At 36.2% G+C, this 21,025-nt stretch carries 17 protein-coding genes; 8 read left to right on the forward strand and 9 right to left on the reverse strand.

The features are described from left to right. Positions 1-44: 44 nt before the first annotated feature. A complete protein-coding gene (locus AB7942_RS19290) occupies positions 45-3,452 on the reverse strand; it encodes a hypothetical protein (protein ID WP_369448130.1) in 3,408 nt (1,135 codons plus the stop codon). A 197-nt stretch (positions 3,453-3,649) separates the two neighbouring features. Here AB7942_RS19290 and AB7942_RS19295 point away from each other — a divergent pair, with 197 nt between their 5' ends. Then, positions 3,650-4,126, forward strand: a complete 477-nt coding sequence (locus tag AB7942_RS19295; protein WP_369448131.1) for a hypothetical protein — start codon at positions 3,650-3,652, stop codon at positions 4,124-4,126. Positions 4,127-4,166: 40 nt separating this feature from the next. Here the strand turns inward: AB7942_RS19295 and AB7942_RS19300 are convergent, their stop codons facing one another. From AB7942_RS19300 to ltaS, 3 genes are all read right to left on the reverse strand, one after another. After that, the gene (locus AB7942_RS19300) at positions 4,167-4,679 is read right to left on the reverse strand and encodes an HD domain-containing protein (RefSeq protein ID WP_088088594.1); all 513 of its coding nucleotides are present in this window, start codon (positions 4,677-4,679) and stop codon (positions 4,167-4,169) included. A 131-nt stretch (positions 4,680-4,810) separates the two neighbouring features. Then, positions 4,811-5,713, reverse strand: coding sequence for a thermonuclease family protein (locus tag AB7942_RS19305; protein WP_369448132.1), 903 nt, complete (start codon positions 5,711-5,713; stop codon positions 4,811-4,813). An 85-nt stretch (positions 5,714-5,798) separates the two neighbouring features. After that, complete coding sequence (gene ltaS / locus AB7942_RS19310; protein ID WP_369448133.1) at positions 5,799-7,748, reverse strand: lipoteichoic acid synthase; 1,950 nt, start codon at positions 7,746-7,748, stop codon at positions 5,799-5,801. A gap of 517 nt (positions 7,749-8,265) precedes the next feature. Between ltaS and AB7942_RS19315 the strand changes: the two genes are divergently transcribed. After that, positions 8,266-8,445 carry a hypothetical protein gene (locus tag AB7942_RS19315; protein WP_369448134.1) on the forward strand — a complete coding sequence of 60 codons (180 nt, stop codon included), beginning with the start codon at positions 8,266-8,268 and terminating at the stop codon, positions 8,443-8,445. Positions 8,446-8,548: 103 nt separating this feature from the next. Next, the gene (locus AB7942_RS19320; RefSeq protein ID WP_088088599.1) at positions 8,549-8,728 is read left to right on the forward strand and encodes an H-type small acid-soluble spore protein; all 180 of its coding nucleotides are present in this window, start codon (positions 8,549-8,551) and stop codon (positions 8,726-8,728) included. Between the two features lie 53 nt (positions 8,729-8,781). On the opposite strand, the gene AB7942_RS19325 is transcribed toward AB7942_RS19320, so the two are convergent. From AB7942_RS19325 to AB7942_RS19335, 3 genes are all read right to left on the reverse strand, one after another. After that, positions 8,782-9,930, reverse strand: coding sequence for an acyl-CoA dehydrogenase family protein (locus tag AB7942_RS19325; protein ID WP_369448135.1), 1,149 nt, complete (start codon positions 9,928-9,930; stop codon positions 8,782-8,784). Positions 9,931-10,000: 70 nt separating this feature from the next. Next, complete coding sequence (locus tag AB7942_RS19330) at positions 10,001-10,654, reverse strand: potassium channel family protein (protein WP_369448136.1); 654 nt, start codon at positions 10,652-10,654, stop codon at positions 10,001-10,003. 30 nt (positions 10,655-10,684) lie between these two features. After that, positions 10,685-12,022: a TrkH family potassium uptake protein gene (locus tag AB7942_RS19335; protein ID WP_369448137.1), complete on the reverse strand. Its 1,338-nt coding sequence runs from the start codon at positions 12,020-12,022 to the stop codon at positions 10,685-10,687. A gap of 360 nt (positions 12,023-12,382) precedes the next feature. Between AB7942_RS19335 and AB7942_RS19340 the strand changes: the two genes are divergently transcribed. Both AB7942_RS19340 and AB7942_RS19345 read left to right on the forward strand, forming a co-directional pair. Continuing rightward, complete coding sequence (locus AB7942_RS19340; protein WP_369448138.1) at positions 12,383-13,879, forward strand: nitrate/nitrite transporter; 1,497 nt, start codon at positions 12,383-12,385, stop codon at positions 13,877-13,879. Between the two features lie 222 nt (positions 13,880-14,101). Next, complete coding sequence (locus AB7942_RS19345; RefSeq protein WP_369448139.1) at positions 14,102-15,403, forward strand: MFS transporter; 1,302 nt, start codon at positions 14,102-14,104, stop codon at positions 15,401-15,403. A 238-nt stretch (positions 15,404-15,641) separates the two neighbouring features. On the opposite strand, the gene fdhF is transcribed toward AB7942_RS19345, so the two are convergent. Next, positions 15,642-17,702, reverse strand: coding sequence for a formate dehydrogenase subunit alpha (gene fdhF, locus AB7942_RS19350; RefSeq protein WP_369448140.1), 2,061 nt, complete (start codon positions 17,700-17,702; stop codon positions 15,642-15,644). Between the two features lie 150 nt (positions 17,703-17,852). Further along, positions 17,853-20,006 carry a PAS domain S-box protein gene (locus AB7942_RS19355; protein ID WP_369448141.1) on the reverse strand — a complete coding sequence of 718 codons (2,154 nt, stop codon included), beginning with the start codon at positions 20,004-20,006 and terminating at the stop codon, positions 17,853-17,855. A 297-nt stretch (positions 20,007-20,303) separates the two neighbouring features. Between AB7942_RS19355 and yhfH (AB7942_RS19360) the strand changes: the two genes are divergently transcribed. From yhfH (AB7942_RS19360) to AB7942_RS19370, 3 genes are all read left to right on the forward strand, one after another. Then, the gene (gene yhfH, locus AB7942_RS19360) at positions 20,304-20,441 is read left to right on the forward strand and encodes a protein YhfH (protein WP_369448142.1); all 138 of its coding nucleotides are present in this window, start codon (positions 20,304-20,306) and stop codon (positions 20,439-20,441) included. Positions 20,442-20,552: 111 nt separating this feature from the next. Next, positions 20,553-20,687, forward strand: coding sequence for a protein YhfH (yhfH, locus tag AB7942_RS19365; protein ID WP_088088609.1), 135 nt, complete (start codon positions 20,553-20,555; stop codon positions 20,685-20,687). Between the two features lie 151 nt (positions 20,688-20,838). Next, positions 20,839-21,012: a hypothetical protein gene (locus tag AB7942_RS19370; RefSeq protein ID WP_179195901.1), complete on the forward strand. Its 174-nt coding sequence runs from the start codon at positions 20,839-20,841 to the stop codon at positions 21,010-21,012. The last annotated feature ends 13 nt before the right edge of the window (positions 21,013-21,025 follow it).

A 21,025-nucleotide genomic window follows, 5' to 3' on the forward strand; every position in this document is an offset into this window, starting at 1 on the left:
TATGTTTTTATTCAATGAAAATTAAATGCAGTCGTCTTTCCCCTTTAGTCCCACTTTTTCATTTTATCAATTACTTTTTCCTTGAAACTGGTGATAAAGGTCGATTCACCTTTATTTACTTTTTGCTTATTCCATTCATTAAAGCTTGCTACGGTAATCAAGATAAGACCAGCAATTAATAAATAGAACCACCAGGGCATATTCCCCCAGTACGGTCTAGTTTGCAGGAAGACATTTAATAATAATACACCAGCCCCAACAAAGAAATAGGATTTAATTTGCAGGAACATACCTGCCATCATCGCTACCAATGAAAGTGTTCCTAAAATGATTGCATCATAAATCGTGTTGCTTGCTAAACCATCTTGGATTAATAATAGGGATACGATTATTAGGACTCCCCATTGAACAGCCTTCGTTATATCAGAATATCTTCCCTTTAAACAACGTCGAATGAAAATGATTAGAATTATAAACGGAAGGACAATCACTTCACGTTCCCATAATGACGGAATATGAAGCATAGCGATTATGGAATAGTATGGTTGTAACAAATAGGCTCCACCAAGTATTGTCAAAAAGACAGAGAACCTAGCAGGCACCCTTTTCCTTTGCAGCAAAAAGGAAGCTGAAATAAGCAATCCAGGCAGTGCCTGACACCAGATGTATTGATTCTCGAAACTGTACATAAAAGCGAAAAACATGAATGAAACTAGCGTAAATCCATCGAATTTTGTTTGCTGAATGTTCGGTCCATATTCAACTAGCTTTTTATAAACGAATTGGCCAATAATCAAAAGAACAATCCCTAAGCCGCCAGACAGAATCATTTTATCGAGTTCATCTAATTCACCAAGATAAGAGTATTCAATCGTTGCAATAAATGCTAAGAGTAATGGGATGACCCCTAGAAGATCCCATTTGATTTTATGCATATAAAACAGTGTCCCAACAATATAGGCAAGCGTGACAAGATACGGCAGCAAATCAAACGGATAGGTAATTAATGTAAACACCATTCCGATTGTTGAAAATGGCACGAAATAATAAGCTGTCCGTTTCTTAAATTCATCCTTAGCGAAAAATGCAAATAGAAGAATGAAACCGCTAGTGATTGGGAACTCATAGTTTCCAAAATATCGATTGATTAATTGATCTAACCCAGTTGAAACAATAAAGTAGAGGGACGTAAAGCTCCCATAAAGAAAAACTTTTATCTTCCATTCTACCTTAGTAAACTTTGTACTAAAAGCATATACAAACACTGCCAAGATAAAGCTATAAATCGAGTCTGTCTGATATGCAAACCATGTGAAGCATAGCGCTAGTGGATAAATGCTGTGTCCAACCCATGCAAAGGCAATGGAAAGATTCAAGTCATTTTTCTGATTGAGATAAGCGATTAGAAGCATGACCACTGCACTTGTTGAAGCAATTAGTGAATTAATTGAATGACTTAATGAAAATTTAAGCGTAATAGCTTGGATAATCGAAAAATACGAAAGCAGTACTGAGATACTTACAATAAAAGGAACCCACTTCGTACCAACTTTTTTATATAAATAAAAATACATGGCAATTCCAACCAACAAAACAAGCGGCTGAACCCATAATTGGTTTATCGGACTTAGCAAAGCATGGAAAATGGCAAATGTATAAAGTACCTGTGAGGTATATAACGATATACAACCTAATTCCTTTTCCCCAACTTTTTTCCATACAAAACTTAATAATAAAACCATGATTGCCCCAGCCGCAAAATTAATTGCATAACCATATTCCTTAAGATAAACAGAAAAATTTGTATTAATTTCTTCTCCAAAAGCTACGATGGAAAGACCAAGTAAACCAGGAATACTCCATAAAGCGGCCTCCTGAAGATAAATCCTTGTTTCCTTCTTATACAGTAGAAAGGCAGCAACCACCAATAGTAATAACATAACGCCTAGTTCCCACCATAATAACCAAGAGATTGCAGACAAAATTGCTAGCACCATTATCGATAAGCCGACATCTCTGGAGGCAGTCTGAATGATCTTTACGTACTTTGAAAGTAGCGAAATGCCTAACCCAAAATATAGGATAAAACCTGCTAAAGACAACTGAAGAGAAAAATTGACCATATCGAAAGGCCGGCTTACTAATGCAATCGTTTCATAAATGCCAGAAGCTGCAAATACTGCGCTTAAATACGGAAATAATCGTCTAGAACCTTGAGAGGATAAATAAATAAAGTTAACTGCAATGATAAAATAAGCAAGCATAAGCACAATCGATGGATTGCCTGCACGAAGGAGAATTCCTTCCAGGCTAATGTAAATAAACGCTAAACCTGAGATTACTGCACTTGTATATTGGAAGGCTTTATTTAATGCGAATTTATCATCCATTGCCTTTGGAACGAATACAATCCCAAATCCAATTAATGCATAAACAATCGCCCCAAAACTATCGAGGAAGCTATGCTCAATTAACTGATAGGCACCATAAACGATCATGACACTAAAAATGAAATGATATTCTTTTCGACCGCTCACATACATCATTGATAAATAAATAATCGCTGTTAACAGCAGGTTGAAGCTGTATAATACCTCATTATCGTATAAAAAAAGCATAAATAAGGTACAAAGAACAAGATTTACTTGGACGTACGGAATAAATTCATTCGTAAATAATTTGAATGATTCCTTGTGTTTTAACTGATGATATACAAAAATAAAGATAGTATTAAAAACCATCAAACCTAGGTAAAAGAAATCAATTTTCAGATGGAAGCTGGCTAAGAGAAAGGCAGTTCCTATGCTTAATGAGACATAGGTAAACCAAACAAATAATCTAGAAACTAAGTTCTTTGCAAATAAATAGTAAACAATAATTGGCAGGAAACTCCCGAGCGTTCCGAGTAGATAACGTCCCTCCCCGGATATTGATAAATATGGTCCTAATAACCCAAACCATCCAAGCGATAGGATAAAAATTGGCAAAAACAAACTTCCAAGAACAATGAAGGCAAAGGCCGTCTTTTCAATTTTTAATATTTTCTTCGTTAAAAAAGCAATACCGTAAAATAATAAGGCAACAATTGCTATTGATCCACTTTTCATGAAACTTGTCATTGATTCCCAATTACTCGTCGCAACAAACAATCCACCAATTAATAAAAAGATTACCCCAATGTTTAATAACCAGGTAATATTCCTTTCACGGATTTCTTCTGGTGTTAACGTTTTTTTCACTTTTTGCAGTTTTGGCGGTGCAGCTTTTTTAATTGGCGTATTATTTTCAGTGGATGGGGGTTTTGCCTCCATTTCTAATAAATCCATATGATATTGATAATGTGCCCTTGCTACGGTGTCGACAATTGCCTCAGAAAGGTACCCTTCTTCACGTAAAGTGAATAACTCTTTTCTAAAAATTTTCCTCTGCTCTTCTCTTATATTCGAATCCATGAAATCTCCCCACAATCATACCAAAATGGCGATCATACAAAATTTTCCTCTATAGTGTAATTTTACACAATTACTCAATATTTTCAATATATTCTCAAAAAAACATGAACTCTGCAACACTTTTTTTTAAAGATTTTACGTTTGGGTAAAATATCTGTATGATGTAAGAGGATTTACTTAAATAGACGGAGGAAACTATGCTTACATATAATGAAAAATTATCGATTATCGAATCATTTTCAGAGTTGGAAAGAAAAAATGTTTCACTTGGACGAGTCAATTTTCAGTTCGAAGGCAGTATCTCTGATAAGAAAAACATTGTTTATCACTTACACCCAAATGGGAATGGATTTGTTTATGCTGGACAGCTGGACAATTATGATACGGATGAAAAAGGAATGGTCAATATCCGTGATTTCTCCGAAGACCAACTTCGTAAATTGTTAAAACAATCGATTCAATCCCTATCATCAGTCGAAAAAACGGCGGCTGAAGAAGCCATTATTGGAGATTCAAAAGAGGAGCGCTGGGTGGATAGTGAAAATAATGCCCTGATTCTAGTTGAAGAAAATGAATCCTGGAATATCTATTTTGGGTTAAACCTTGATGCTACCTTTGATACATATGAGGAAGCTGAGGCGTTTTTGCAAGAAGAAGGCTTTACTAGGAAGTAATTTAATTGAACAAAGGCGGTGCATTTGCACCGCCTTTTCTTTATTCACCTTTTTTGTCGATCCATTCGTCTAGGCGGATAATGCTTTGTTTTGCACGTTCATATTCAATGGTTCGGTAATGGTGCATGCCGCCTTCTTCCTCATCCTTTTCGTCGGCCCATTTAACAATTTGTTGTAATGGTGTCCGAACGATATCGTTTGATGGTAGAAAGGAGTCAGTATGAAATAAAATGGCGAGTGCAATCGTCTTAGCTTTGATTGGATTTTCACCAAGACGAATCAGGAGCTTGTGAGCCCTTTCAGCCCCTTTAATTGGGTGAATGTCATTTTGCTTGTATAAGTCATAATCCCATTTTCCATTTTTATACCATGTATAATGCCCCATGTCATGGAGGAGCCCTGCTTTTGCAGCAATGTCAACATCCAGTTGATGCTCCTTTCCTAATTGAAAGGCATGGTAGGCTACAGCAATCGCATGGGCAAGACCAGAACGGTTCAAATATTTTTGGGCAATATGATGTTCAAATATATTCAATAAGGTAACGTCTCTCATGCGATCTCTCCTAACTTTTTCAAAATAATATATTTCATTTATTATATGATAACAAATGGTACATGGCTATTTTTTTATATAAAAAAACAGAAGGCATTCGAAGGCCCTCCGCTTCTTTTAAACAAATGATATTAGCGTTTTGACTTTCTGTACCCTTCATCCTGCGCTTCTTTTTCTGAACAAAACCAAACGATGTTGTCGGTGGTGGAGTCGTAAAAACTACCGCCGGGTACATGATAGATATGAGAATTCGCATTCCCTTTGATCTTCCCTTTACAATCTAAGTTTGATTCTTGATCATCACTTGGGTTATTTTGATAGTTGTTCCCTGAAGATGCTTTTGAATTTGTTCCTGTTTCTTCCGTTTCTTTGACATTTTCAGTATTATACCCATCCACTTGAGCATAATTTTCAATCGACCAGATTCCTACACCTTTTTCTTGTGCTTTCTTTTGAATCGCATAAAATTCATCAACATATTGGGTGTTCGGAGCATAAATATAGGCCACACGAGCAAGGCCTTTTTCCAACAGCATTTCATTAAACATTTTTCCATTAACATAAATATAGGCAAGTAGGCGCCCATAATTATCACGTCCGTCTCCAATTCCAGGTTCAATTTCAACTTTAGTACCAACGGAGAGAATTTCCTTTGTATACTCGGAGGCTTCTGGTCCAAATGGCTGTACCCCTAAGCGGGGATGATGTGTCTCAGGTGTATCCACACAGAGCATTCTTACCTTTTCTATCTTCCCATTAAGGTTAACATTAATAGTATCACCATCGACATTCTTGACGATAGTTGCGGGAAGTAATTTCTTATTACCGGTTTTCGATTGAGGTACTTCTGTTTGAGAGAGTGAAGGTGTCTTTGGATCGCTCGTTTCATTCGTATGAACTTCATTGTTTTTTACAACAGAGGAAGTTTTAGAGTCACTTTTCTGTAAAGATGGTTCGCTACTAGAACACCCTAAGAGAATGATAGGAATAATTAAGATAAACGATATTATTAATTGGAGAATTCTGTTGTTCATAGATAGTGCCCCTTTAAATTATTTACTTTATCTATTGTAACAAAATAAAAAGAGAGAAGTTAATGCTCCTCTCTCTTTGACCTTGTTACTTTTCTTCTGTTACTTTGTCAACTTTTGGTCCTAGATATTCATAATCGTTAGGATTGATCGGTGTATATCCTTCTGGCTTATAGAACCGCAGCAGATCTTTGTAAACTATTTCATCGGACATATTTAGCTCTGTATTAACTTTGCTATCTACATCCTTACATGTAGTACTATCATCTAATAACTCACCTGTTAAAGAGGAGTAACATTTTTCATTAATTTGAATAGCCTCAGATGTTACAAAGTCACCGTTTCTAAATAATGCCCAATTACGGTGTTGTTTAGAAAGTAAATCTGAACCAAATTCCATATAATCTTTCGTATCAATACCTAATAAATGGAGCACTGTTGGACGGACATCGACTTCCCCGCCAACTTGGTGTTGAATTCCACCCTTTACACCTGGTACGTGAATAAATAATGGTACACGCTGTAATTTTGCATTGATTGCAGGTGTAATTTCGTCCACACCCATAACCTTCGCCATTGCATCATTATGGTTCTCAGATATTCCGTAATGGTCACCATACATGACAATTATTGTATTGTCATACATACCATTAGCTTTTAAATCATTAAAGAATTGCTCAAATGCCTGATCCATATAGTTTGCAGATTGGAAATATTGGTTTACAACCGTATCACCGTAATCTCCAGCAGGAAAATCAGTATCTTCCGGATCCATTTCAAATGGGAAATGATTAGATAGTGAAATGAACTTTGTATAGAACGGCTGCTTTAAGCTTTCAAGTAATGGAATAGATTCTTTAAAGAAAGGTTTATCTTTCATTCCATAGTTTTTTGTATTTTCATCTGACATGCTGTAGTATTCTGCATCAAAGAATTGATCGTATCCAAATGCTTTATAGATAACATTTCGATTCCAGAACGTCTTATAGTTCCCGTGTAACACAGCAGAACTATATCCCTGTCCTTTTAGAATAGAAGGCATAGCTTGATAAGTGTTCTGGGCTTTGTTAACAAAAACAGCACCTTGTGCCATTGGATATAATGAATTTTCCATTAGAAATTCGGCATCCGATGTTTTCCCTTGTCCTGTTTGATGATAGAAATTATCAAAATAGAAGGTATTATTGTCATGTGCTAATGAATTCAAAAATGGTGTTACTTCTTGTCCGTTAGGCATTTTATAATCAATCATAAAGCTTTGAAAGGATTCCATCGAAATATAAACTACGTTCATACCTTTTGCTTTACCAAAATATTTTGGATTTGGCGCAGCATAGTTTGCTTTACGATAGTTCTCAACATCTGTAATATCACTGCTATCCGCTAAAGCCCGCTGACTTGATGATTTTATATTTTGGATGACGTCATAAATGGTAAAGTTATACGCTCCAAGGTATTTTACTAAATAATTTCGGTCAAAAGAACGTGAAAGTAACTGCGGACGATCCTTTTCTGCTAAACCTAAATTAAATAGAAAAGTAGTAATTGAAAATAATAGAACAATCTTAAAGGTCTTTCTGTTCGTTACCGTAACTTTTTTGAATACGGTTAATGCTAACGCGATTAAAATAAACATATCTGTAAAATAAAAAATGTCAAACGGAGACATTAATGAAAGTGCACTGTCGCCAAGTTGACCAGCGTTTGTTTTGGTTTGCATTAGAACCGGAACCGTAATGAAATCATTAAAAAAGCGATAATAGGCAATATTTGCATACAATAAGAATGATAATAGAAAATTTGTTAATATCATAATCAATTTTGAATGCTTTTTAAAAAGCAGGGCAAATCCAAAGAAGAAAAGTGCTGAACTTAATGGATTTATTAAAAGCAAAAACTTCTGTAGGCTATTTTCAATACCTAAGTTAAATTCAATTTGATATGCAGCATAGGTTTTGATCCAAAATAATAAAACGGCCGCTATAAAGAATGTAATATGACTATTGGTTAATGTTTTTGGTAGTCTAATTTTATTCATCTTTAAATTCTCCTCTCACTTACCAATTAAGCTTCGGTAAACGAACCTCAATCACTATATCACATTTCTTTAAAAAATAAAAACATAAATCTTGCTTTTTTTATTTATACTTTTCTACAACATTCTACACTTTTCCCAGCCATCTCGGGCAAGCAAAATCATTACCTTTCACAGCTTGGTCATTTCTTAAAAATTGAGATATACCTTTTATTTTTATGTCCGTTCTCTTTGGGACATGACTGTTTTCAATCTTCAATAATATAAGACGAAATAAGTTTTATTTAGTTTCAAATTTTTTTCTTGTTAGATTTTCTATTCCTCCATAAATTATATCTTAGTCGGAACAATCCTTGAGTCATCATTTCTACATATCATAAACCCGAACGTATGAAGGAGCAATATGAATATAGACTTATCTTTAACAGACGGTAAGTAGAAAGATTACTTGAATGAACTCCTTAAACATTGGATAGCATATACACAGAGGAATGTAGAAAAATTTTAAAAGGAGAATACGATGCCCAGAATTAGGCCTGAATTTACAAAAAGCACATATTTTGTTGATGAACCAGGAAATTGGCATTTAAAGCCTGGCGCTCCAAAAGATCTCCAAGTCGAGCTTGAAAATTATCTTAATAGCTTGGTTGATGATGACGAGCCAGGAACTATCAATGGTATACATATCAACTACCCTTAAGAATTATTAATGCCAATTATATAATAGAAGAAAGCGGTTGCGAATGTATTTTATTGGAATGAAATGAAGATCTTTAAATGACTATTTTATAGGAGTGAATATAATGAATATTAACCGTGTAAAACAAATTTTGTCATCATCTGCAGATATAGAAGTAAAATATAATGGTACATCGGTTTGGATTGACCAATTAAATGAAGATGGACAGACAGCAACAGTACATTTACGAGGCCCATTAGAAGAACGTTCAGTTGTAGAAATCGGAGAACTTATCGAAGAATAATTTTTTCGACCATCTTTTCATTGAAAAGATGGTCTTTACTCATCCAAATTTTGTTAGTGGTTTAATATACTATCCTTGGCTAATAATTGTATCGTCATGTCATCCATTGGTGGATTATGAAGGCCTGCTCTTACATCTCGATAATACCGCTGTAACGGATTTTTCAATGAAAGACTTTTTGCACCTACGATTCTCATTGCTAAATCAACAACTTCGATTGCGTTATTGGTAACAGTTAATTTTGCTGCACCTAAAGCAGCCCCCATTTTTTCCCTAGCTTGATCGTTTGAATGATCCCACTGTTTTGCAACCCCATATAAGAAATACTCGGACTGCATTAATTTCAACTCAATCTCTCCAAGTTTTTGCTGAACATTTGGTAAATCGATAATTGGTCCAACAATACTATTCGGAGAATATTCCTTAGCAAATTGAATAGCATAACTTTGGGCCGCTTTTGCTATGCCCAGATAACATGCTGGAATATGAAGTAGCCATCCATTCGCTCTTTTTCCGTTCGAACTAAACTTTTCCACAAGATATTCATCATCTACCAAACAATTATCCAAAATTAAGTCATGACTCCCTGTTCCTCTTAACGCGATACTGTCCCAAGTTTCCTCAATAACCACTCCTTTTGTAGATCGTGGAATTACAAAATTGGCCACTTCATTGGTCTCTTTGATTGTTGCACTAACTATAAAGTAATCTAGGACGGGTGACATGGTAGTAAATGTTTTTCTCCCTTTAATAACCCAGCCATTCTGACTTTTTTCTGCAGTAGTTTCCGGTCTGCCGCCTCGTGTAGGACTACCAGTCTTTGGTTCACTTTGAGCACTATTTATTAATGCTCCATTTTTCACTTGTTTACATAGATACTTAAAGATCGACTCATCCCAAGAGCTTTTTTCATTTAGATTCATAATAATTCCCATATGCCATCCAATCGAAAGTGCTGTTGCCCCGTCACCTTCCGCAATCGTTTCTTGGAGTCGAATAAGTTCATAAAGTGAGATATCCTCTCCACCATGCCTTGAGGGAACAGTTAATGCCGTATAACCTGTATTTTTCAGATCCTGAATATTTGCAAACGGGAAACTACCTTCTATATCTACCTGAGGTGCTCGTAATAGGAATTGTTTTGAAAGTATTCTCATTAACTCTATTCTTTCATCCAATGTATCTTTTTCTTGAAAGTTCATCTCTCATCTCTCCTATCCCATTAACAAAAAATCATTCAAACCCCTAGTCTATATACCAGGGGTTTGTTTCTTATTCTAAATTAGCGAATTTTTCCAAATCGCAATTTTCACCGATTACTACTAGTACATCACCGTAAATAATTTTTTCATCAGGAGATGGTGAAATGTTAATTTCATCTTCATGCCGAATCGCGATGACGCTCAAATTAAACTTTGCCCTTAAATCTAGCTCCCTTAAGGTTTTTTCCATCATCCTATCGGGGATTTTTACTTCCTCTACACTATAATCCTTCGATATCTCAATAAAATTTAAGACATTAGGTGATAACAGCTGATGGGCGACTCGAATTCCCATATCTCGCTCAGGAAAGACGACCCAGTCTGCCCCAACCTTTTTTAATACTTGACCATGTAGTTTATTTAATGCTTTGGCAATCACCTTTTTTACACCAAGTTCCTTCAATAATAAAACAGATAGAATACTTGCCTGAATATCGTTTCCGATTGCTACAATAACTGTATCAAAATTACGGATCCCGATCGATTTTAATGCCTCAGCTTCGGTTGAATCGGCAATCACGGAATGAGTAACGAATGGATGGGATTCTTCAACTCGTTCCTCATTCACATCCACTCCAAGCACTTCCTGCCCAGATTCATATAACTTATTGGCAATACTTAGTCCAAACCTACCTAATCCAATCACTGCATATTGATTAGCCACTGTCTCCTTGTACCTCCTTGGTGTAAAAAACTACCCAATCGTGATTTTTCCCTTCGGATACCGGAATGCATCAGGTTTTCTGCGTATAGTCACCGCATAAGCAATAGTTAATGGTCCTACCCTGCCAGCAAACATAGTAAAAATTATTAATGCCTTGCCAAGTGATGATAATTCTGGTGTCAATCCCATCGATAGCCCGACTGTTGCAAAGGCAGAAGTTACCTCAAATACTATTGTTAACAAATCTTGTCCGTGTTCAGAAATGGTTAAAATGAGAGTCATTATCATTACGAGAAATAACCCACTAAATGTGACGGTTAATGCTTTATAAATCGTTTCATATTCAATCCGCTGACGGTAAAAAATAACATCCTCTTTCCCGCGAATTTGTGACCAAACAGCTCCAATGAGCGTTGTAAAAGTGGTGGTTTTGATCCCCCCGCCTGTCGACCCAGGCGATGCACCAACAAACATGAGTAACACAATTAATAATAATGATGATTGAGTTAGATCACCGATATTTAATGTGTTAGCCCCCGCTGTTCTTGCCGTAACAGATTGGAATAATGACCCTAGGATTTTCCCTGAAAACGACAATGGTTTTAGCGTTAAACCATTGGAATATTCAAGCAGGAATATACCAGCTGTACCTACTACTATTAAAACGCTGCTCGTCATTAAGACAATCTTTGTATGTAATGATAGCCGTTTTAAAACACGATATTCAAAAAGTTCGTTCATAACGATAAAGCCGATCCCACCTAAGATAATTAATGCACTAACGGTCAACGTAACTGTTGGATCGTTCACATAACTCGTTAAACTATGAAACTCCCCCATTAAGTCAAATCCCGCATTGTTAAAGTTGGAAATTGAATGGAAAATCCCATAATAAATCGCTTTTCCTATCGGCATGTCAAAGGAAAAACGGAAAGATAAAAGCACAGCACCAAGTATCTCAATCACCGCTGTAAAAATTAAAATTCGTCTTACTAGCCGTACAATCCCCTCCATTGATAAATTATTTAATGATTCTTGAAGTAGAAGCCTTTCTTTTAAAGATATTTTCTTCCCTAATAGGAAGGCAAAAAACGTTGCAAACGTCATAAATCCAAGTCCACCGACTTGAATCATACATAAAATAACCACTTGACCGAATATTGTAAATGTGGTCCCGGTATCTACGACAACTAAACCTGTTACGCATGTTGCAGAGGTTGCAGTGAACAGTGCGTTTAAAAAAGACAAACCTTGCCCATTTGTAGTCGAAACCGGCATGGTTAGTAGAAATGTACCTAGTAATATGATCAAACCAAAACCTAGAACAAGAATCTTTGGAGGATCTAGAATTATTTTTTTGCGCAGCATAGTTTTCTCCCTTACCACTTTGATGTTATTTTTAACAATCAATTAATAATCATGTGTTATCTATGATCTTAATTTTTTTCTCCTTGTTCATGCCTCTATTTTAAATATTCGTAAATCTATAATACAGGAAAAATATACACTTCGAACAAAACATGTAAATTAAAGATGTAAATTGGTACACCTTAGAAAAATTTTTACCATGAGTGTGTCAAATGTGTGTCATAACTCACTGTAGATTGACTAAATGTTGTTCTATAATACAAGAAGTAAAATTTTCCATGTTCATAAACACTCTTTCTTAATATGTAACGACTTTTTGAGGAAATAATAAAATAGCATGGGAATTGAAGGGGGATTGTAATGAAACAAGGGTCAAAACAACTATTTATACAAACTGGAAGTCTGGTAGCAGGTTTTATGGTTTGGGTACTGATATCATCACTAATGCCGTTTATTAAAGTAGATATCCAACTTTCTTCATCTCAAATTGCCTGGGCTACGGCGGTCCCTGTTATCCTCGGTTCACTGCTTCGAGTTCCGATAGGGTACTGGACCAATCGCTATGGCGCTCGAATTTTATTTACAATCAGCTTTATTATACTGCTCATACCAATTGCATTGTTAAGCTACGCTAATTCCTTATTAACATTAATCTTAGGAGGATTTTTACTAGGGATTGGCGGTGCTGTCTTTTCCATCGGTGTTACCTCCCTTCCCAAGTATTATGAAAAAACAAAGCATGGGTTTATTAACGGAATTTACGGAGCAGGAAATATTGGTACGGCAATTACATCCTTTTCAGCACCCGTACTTGCTACCGCCTATGGATGGAGAAACACCATTAAAATCTTCCTGATTGTTGTATTAATCTTTGCGCTTTTAAATTTTATATTTGGGGACAAAAAGGAACGAAAAGTTCACATTTCCTTACTTGAACAAATCAAAGAGGTATATAAAAATCCAAAACTTTGGTTTCTAAGTTTATTTTATTTTATCACGTTTGGTTCCTTCGTTGCTTTCACCATTTATTTACCATCGTTTTTAGTTAATCACTTTGAATTAGATAAAGTCGATGCAGGACTCCGGACAGCAGGTTTTATTGCTTTGGCAACCTTTTTTCGACCCCTAGGTGGATGGTTAGGCGATAAAGTTAATCCTTTTCTTATTTTAATGGCTGTGTTCTTTAGCCTAACTTTTGCAGGATTTCTTTTGTCATTTACTCCATCACTGCCGATTTATTCCTTTGGTTGCTTATTAGTTGCTTTCTTTGCGGGACTTGGAAATGGCGCTATCTTTAAACTAGTCCCTTTATATTTTTCCAATCAAGCGGGTATTGTGAATGGAATTGTTTCTGCCATGGGAGGACTGGGTGGTTTTTTCCCGCCAATCATTCTCACGATTCTCTTTAATTGGACTGGTCATTATGCGATTGGGTTTATGTCCCTATCTGAATTTTCTTTAGCAAGTCTGGTTATCGTAGTATGGCTATATTATCAAGAAAAGTTGGATATTTCTGCCAAAATTGTAAACCATGCCTTAGATGGTATTTGTGTAACCGATGTTAATGGCATTATTCAAAGCGTTAATCCCGCATTCACAAAAATCACCGGTTATAGTCAAGCAGAGGTAATCGGTAAAACCCCAAGCGTTCTTCAATCCGGTGAACATGACAACGAGTTTTACAAAAAAATGTGGTTCAGTTTAAAAACCAACGGGGTTTGGGAAGGTTATATTTGGAACAAACGCAAAAACAATGAAATTTACAGAGAATGGCTAACTATTACAGCCATTAAAGATGACGTAGGTGAAACAAAAAACTTTGTAGGGATGTTCTATGAAGATAACGAAAAATCCTAAAAAGGCAGAACAAAAGGAGATCTTCCACATGGAAGATCTCTTTTTTTCGTTCACCAGTTATAAATTATTACAACTTTTTGTCAACCTCCTTAAGTTCACAGTTCGTTCACTGTTTTTGTGACGTACGTCACAAAATTACATTTGCAATTGTTTTATAGTGATTACAACAAGAAACACCATACCAGTAAATTATTAATTGAAAAAAATAAGGGGGAAAATATCATGGCCCGAATTAATTATTGGAATCCTGAGGACGAAAAATTTTGGAACGCTGAAGGAAAAAAACATGCAAGACGAAATCTGTGGATATCAGTACCATCATTGATGATTGCTTTTATCGTTTGGCAGATTTGGTCAGTCGTTGCCGTTAGACTTAACGACATCGGTTTCCATTTCACTGAAGAACAATTATTTACACTTGCAGCAGTTCCTGGTCTAGTTGGTGCAACACTTCGCTTTGTTTACACATTTGCTGTCGGTTCCATTGGCGGAAAAAACTGGACAGTAATTTCAACAGCAATCTTAGCAATTCCAGCGATTGGTATTGGCTTTGCGGTCCAAAATCCGGAAACAACATTTTCTATCATGTTATTGCTTGCAGCCCTTTGCGGACTAGGCGGCGGTAATTTCTCATCTTCGTCAGCAAATATTAGCTTCTTCTTTCCGAAAAAGGAAAAAGGGACAGCACTTGGTATTAATGGTGGTTTAGGAAACATGGGTGTATCTGTCGTTCAATTCGTTACACCATTAATTGTTACCTCAGGAACGTTTGCATTAGTTGGCGGTAAACAAGTTTTGGCAAATGGTCAGGAAGTTTGGTTACAGAATGCAGCATTTATTTGGGTGATTCCTATTGTCATCTTGACAGTTTTAGCAATGTTTAAGATGGATAATGTACCAGGTGCAAAGCAATCAGTTGCGGAACAATTTGTGATTGTAAAACGGAAACACACTTGGATTATGACAGCTCTTTATGTAGCAACATTTGGTTCATTCATTGGTTATTCAGCGGCATTTCCGCTTTTATTAAGATCACAATTCCCTGAGCATATATCACTTGCCTTTCTTGGTGCATTAGTTGCCGCTGCGGCACGACCTGTTGGTGGTTGGATGGGAGACAAACTTGGGGGTGCAAAGGTAACTGCCTATGTTTTAGTCATCATGGGAATTGGCGCTGCAGGAGTTATTTATTTCCTAAATGGAAAACAATTTGCTGGATTCTTATTATCCTTCTTAATTCTATTCGTTGCATCTGGTATTGGTTCAGGCTCGACTTTCCAAATGATTCCGAACCTTTTTATTCCTAAAGAAGCAGCACCTGTAATTGGGTTTTCAGCGGCATTTGCAGCCTACGGATCATTCTTTATTCCAAAGCTTTTCGGATGGTCAGTTAAGGCGACAGGCACTCCTGTTACAGCTTTTTACTTCTTTATTGCTTTTTATGTAGTGGCATTTGGACTCAACTGGTATTTCTATCAAAGAAAAGCTACAGCAGCTAAATCATTTACACAACAAGTCGGATAAATCCGGCTTGTTTTTTTATGTAAAAGGCTGTGTTAAACTTGGCTGTTGATTTCCGCTCCAGGCGGTTCGGGGAGCCTCCTCGGCGCTAAGCGCCTGTGGGGTCTCCCCTGCCCCGTCCTCCCGCAGGAGTCTTCGCGCCTTCCTCTCCAATCAACTTGGCTTTAAAAATCAACCTTTAAAACAGCCTTTTGAAAAATAAAAAAACGCAGTCATTAAACTGCGTCTTTAAATAAATTCTCTATATCCTCGATATTGCAACCGCACAAGCCTTATATTCGGCTGTTCCTGAAATAGGATCAAACTCATTTAAGGTTAAGACATTGGTCGGTGTTTCACTCCAGTGGAAGCTCATAAAAACGAGCCCTGGGACTACTTGTTCGGTAATCTTCGCCTTTACCTGTAGTTCTCCTCTTCTCGAGCGAACCTGTACCACTTCACCATCTGTTATACCTAAAGCTGCAGCATCGTTTGGATGAATATCAACAGTTTCTTCTGTTTGTTTTAATTTAACTCCAGCAGCATAATGACGCGTCTGAGAATGTGTATTGTAAGATTCATAACGTCTTCCTGTTGTTAGTGTAAATGGATATTCAGCATCAGGGAGTTCCAATGGTGCAGTATAATCTACCGGTACAAATGATGACTTTGTTGATGTCGACTCCATTTGGTGGAACCTCTCGTGCAAGATAAGTGTTCCTGGATGGTTTTCATCTGGGCAAGGATAATGAATACCATACTCTTTTTCAAGTCTTTCATACGATATGCCCCCGTACATCTCCCAAGCTAGTTTTCTAACTTCATCCCAGATTTCTTCACTGTTGTTATAGTGAATTGGATAGCCCATAATCGTAGAAAGGTCACATAGGATTTCCCAGTCTTCTTTCACATTTGGGTGTGGTTCTACCGCTTTGCGAACTCTTTGAACTCTCCGGTCGGTGTTGGTATATGTTCCATCCACCTCACCCCATGAACGTGCTGGTAAAACAACATCAGCCATTCTTGCTGTTTCCGTTAAGAAAATATCTTGAACAATTAATAAATCAAGCTTTTCAAACAATGTTTGTGTATGATTCATATGAACATCAGCAAGGAGCGGGTTTTCACCAATGACATAAAGTGCCTTTAATTCACCCGACTCGATCCGATCAAAAGTTCTCGTTTGTGTGTCACCCACTCTTGGGTTTAGTTCAACATTCCATTCCTTTTCAAACCGCGCCCGGGAATCACGATTTACTATGCTCATTCCACCTGTTAATTGGTTTGGCAAACAGCCCATATCACCTGCACCTTGAACATTATTCTGACCTCGAAGCGGCATGACACCAGAGCCTGGTTTACCGATATTCCCAGTTAATAATGCAAGATTTGCTATATCAAATACATTATTTACACCACAGTGATGCTCCGTAATCCCGAGCGTGTACGCAATCATCGAACCGTTTGAAGTGGCGTACTCTCTTGCAGTTGCAGCAATGTCTTCTGCATTTAAACCTGTAATCGATGCAGCGTATTCCAGCGTAAAAGGCTCGACTTGCTTTTCTAACTTCTCGAAATCAAGCGTAACCTGTTGGACAAACTCCGGACTGTATAAACCTTCTTTTAAGATGACTCTAATGAAAGCATTGATAAGAGCAATATCTGAGCCCACATTTAATTGCAAATGGCGATGGGAAGATTTTACCATATCTATTTTCCTTGGATCTATGACAATTATTTTCAAACCAGATTTTGCAGCTTTTTTCATACGATTTGCAATAATGGGGTGTGCCTCTGTTGTATTTGAACCCATCAAAAGTAACACTTCTGCTCGATCAATATCATCTAGTGTATTAGTCGGTGAACCGCTTCCAAAAACAGTTGCCAGACCGGCAACGCTAGAGGCGTGTCAAGTACGGTTACAGCCATCAATATTGTTACTATTAATGACCGCCCTCATAAATTTTTGAGTTACAAAATTGGATTCGTTTGTATTTCTCGCGCAAGCGAACATGGATATCGAGTCTGGACCCCACGTAGTTTTTATGTTGGATAATTGACGAGCAATGAATTGATATGCTTCATCCCAAGTGGTTTCAACTAGCTTTCCTGCTTTACGGATTAGTGGAGATGTTAATCTATTTTTTGCATGTACGTATTCATAGGCAAATGCGCCTTTTACACATGTTTGCCCTTTGTTCACTGGTGCTTCCTTGTCACCGCGGATTTTCATGATTTTGTTGTCTTGTACTTCAAGGACTAAGCCACATCCAGTACCACAGTAACCGCAGATCGTTTTAACAAAATTTGCTTCTCCCACCATTTTCACTCCCCTATAAAAACATTAATACCTCTATTACCATATTAATCTATTTAATAAGATTGTGGATTTCTTTTTCAAAGAATATTTGTCTTTTTCTTGAATGAAAATTTTGGATATTAAAAAAAAACCGAGAGATTAGATCCCCCGCTTTCAGGCAATTTTTGCCGGTAATAAGATATTAAAAGTTGTTCCTTTATTAGGTTCACTTTCCACAAACACCTTACCATTATGGCTTTCAATAATTTTGAAACTAACCATTAAGCCTAAGCCGTTACCATTCTTCTTGGTTGTGTAAAAAGGTTCTCCTAGTTTCTTTAATTTTTCTTTGGATATTCCTACTCCTGTGTCTTGAATAGAAATTTGGACATTATTATCATGTATGATTGTTTTAACATGTAATTCGCCACCATTAGGCATAGCTTCAATTCCGTTTTTAATGAAATTCAGAAATACCTGCTTTAAGCGATTCTCATCGCATTCAATTTGAATAATTTCATGGTTACAATCAAAGGTCAAAAGAACATTTTTCTTTCTCGCTTCGAATTCAAGCAAGGATACGACATTCTTAATAACAGGAACAACATTTTTTTCTTCCAATTCCACTGCCTTTGGTTTTGCCAATACCATAAAGTCCTCAACAATCGTATTAACCCGTTCAATTTCATCTAAAATGATACTCAAAAACTCCATTCGCTCCGGATCTTTTTCGTCTAACTGCAAGAATTCCGCGTACCCTTTCATCGAGGTTAGTGGATTCCGGATTTCATGAGCAACACCTGCAGCCAATTGTCCAACAGCCGCGAGCTTATCCTGGCGATGGAGGACCTCTTCTGTTTTCTTCCGCTCTGTTATATCATTGCGAATTGCAAGGTATTGGTATGGCTTTCCTTGACCATTAATAAATGGAACAATGGTTGTGTCCACCCAATAATTAGTTCCATCTTTAGCTTTATTTCTGATTTCTCCCTTCCAGACATTTCCAGAACCAATAGTTTTCCAAAGATTTTTGAAAAAGTCCTTTGAGTGGTACCCAGAATTTAGAATATTGTGGTCTTTCCCCAGGAGTTCTTCTCGATTATATTTAGATATCTCACAGAACTTGTCATTTACACTGGTGATGATTCCTTTTGCATCTGTAAATGCGACAATTGATGATTGATCAAGCGCAAATTTTATATCAATATTCTCTTTAATTGTTTCCTTAAGATGCTCTTCCGCCTTTTTGCGGTCAGAAATATCTGAACGTATTGCAATATATTGCACAGGTTTACCTTTTTTATTCAAAAAAGGAACAATGGTAGTATCAACCCAATAAAACGTTCCATCCTTTGCTTTATTACGAATTTCCCCACGCCATATTTGTCCAGCTTGTATCGTACGCCATAGGTCTTTGAAAAACTCTTTAGAATGATAGCCAGAATTTATTATTCTATGGTTCTGACCGATAATCTCTTCCTTTTTATATTTAGAAATTTCTTCAAATTTATCATTTACAAAAATGATTGTTCCTACTGGGTTTGTAATCGCAACAATGGTTGAAGCATCCAGTGCAGCTTTGATGTCTTTTAAGTTTGTATCGGTTGCCACTAATTGTTTACTAATTAATGTACTCGATAAGATTAGTCCACCGATAATTAATATAGACACGAATAATACCAAATAAATAATAAAGGAACTATCAGAACTAGATCTCCCAAGAACCTTTGTTGTCGTAAATGAGGCTCTCCTTAAAAGAAAATGACCTTCGATAATTGCTAATGACATAATGATTGCACTAATTGGTTTTAACCAAACCTGATTACTTTGGGTATAACTTTTTGAAGAAAAAAGAATCCATAAAGAAAATAAAAAGGAACCAAAGATTAAAAGTCCTGAAAAAACAAGCAAGAGGAAATTAAATTTAATATTTACATTCATTGCATATAATCCGATTACCTGTATGGCAATTAATGCAAAGGTTAGAAATACACTGCCCACGATTAAATGATAATATTTAATTTGTTTTCCATAAAATGAAAGGAAAGCCATTCCTGTAAAAGCAATCCCAATAACCATTGAAAGAATCGTAAGTGGAATTTGATAACTTGCGAACCGATTTGTATCTTCTGAAATGAGTCCGATAAAGTTCATGATCCAAATCCCGATTCCCATAGATAATGTTCCACCCAAAAACAGGAGCCTCTTATTTTTTTCAGACGACTTAATTAAGGTAAACATATCTAATGCTGTATATGATGCCATGATGGTTAATCCAATGGCAATAATAATGAAATAAGGTTGAAAAGTCCCGATCATTGCAATCATTTACCAGCATCTCCCCAGTTTCTATATTGCTTTTCTACTATGATTGTAATGTAAATCGTAATGTTATGGAAGAATAAATATCGAAGATTGTTAATTTCCCTTTATTTTAACCGATAAATAACCGTTCATTTAAAACAAGAAAAAAGGAATAAATTAATTCTTATGATAAAAGACTTATTTTTTAAAAAAGGGCTGATTTTTTTAAAAAAGGGCTACACATTTTAATTTATTTCGGCTATACTGTACTATAACAAGAGCGATTAAAATAAACTGTATTAATAAAGGGGGATTTTTATTATGTTAATGAGTCCAGTTGAGTTTTTTCGTACTTTGCAAAAAAAGGAATGTTCAGAGTGTGGTCAGCACATGGAGGAACAAGCAGAAAGTTACTTTATGGAATGTGACCGCTGTTTAGCTAAAAAAGAGGATTTTTAAAAAGGGCTGATTTTTTTAAAAAAAGTCTACACATTTTAATTTATTTCGGCTATACTGTACTATAACAAGAGCGATTAAAATAAACTGTATTAATAAAGGGGGATTTTTATTATGTTAATGAGTCCAGTTGAGTTTTTTCGTACTTTGCAAAAAAAGGAATGTTCAGAGTGTGGTCAGCACATGGAGGAACAAGCAGAAAGTTACTTTATGGAATGTGACCGCTGTTTAGCTAAAAAAGAGGAATAGTTCAAAAAAAACTCTCCATTTTTGGAGAGTTTTTTTTGATATTAATCATTAATGGTATCTACTGTATTCAATTTATTTCCGTTTTGGAGAGAATTAGGAAGGCATAATCCCTTTTAGGGAAGCAAACCCTTAAGATAAGGAGTTGAATTGAATGTTTAAAAAGGATAATTCTCGAACTGAACGAACAAGTGACCCTCTAAAAGAAACTTTTGCTGGCCGTACGAAAACTGTTTCAGGTGATTCAGTGGATGAACTTAGAAATCTTGAAGAAGCCAACACTTTAATTAGCGGAGATGAGATTCAACAGCAAAATGAAAATCTATAGAAAGGCGGTTAAA

It is taken from the genome of Neobacillus sp. BF23-41, from assembly GCF_041106275.1.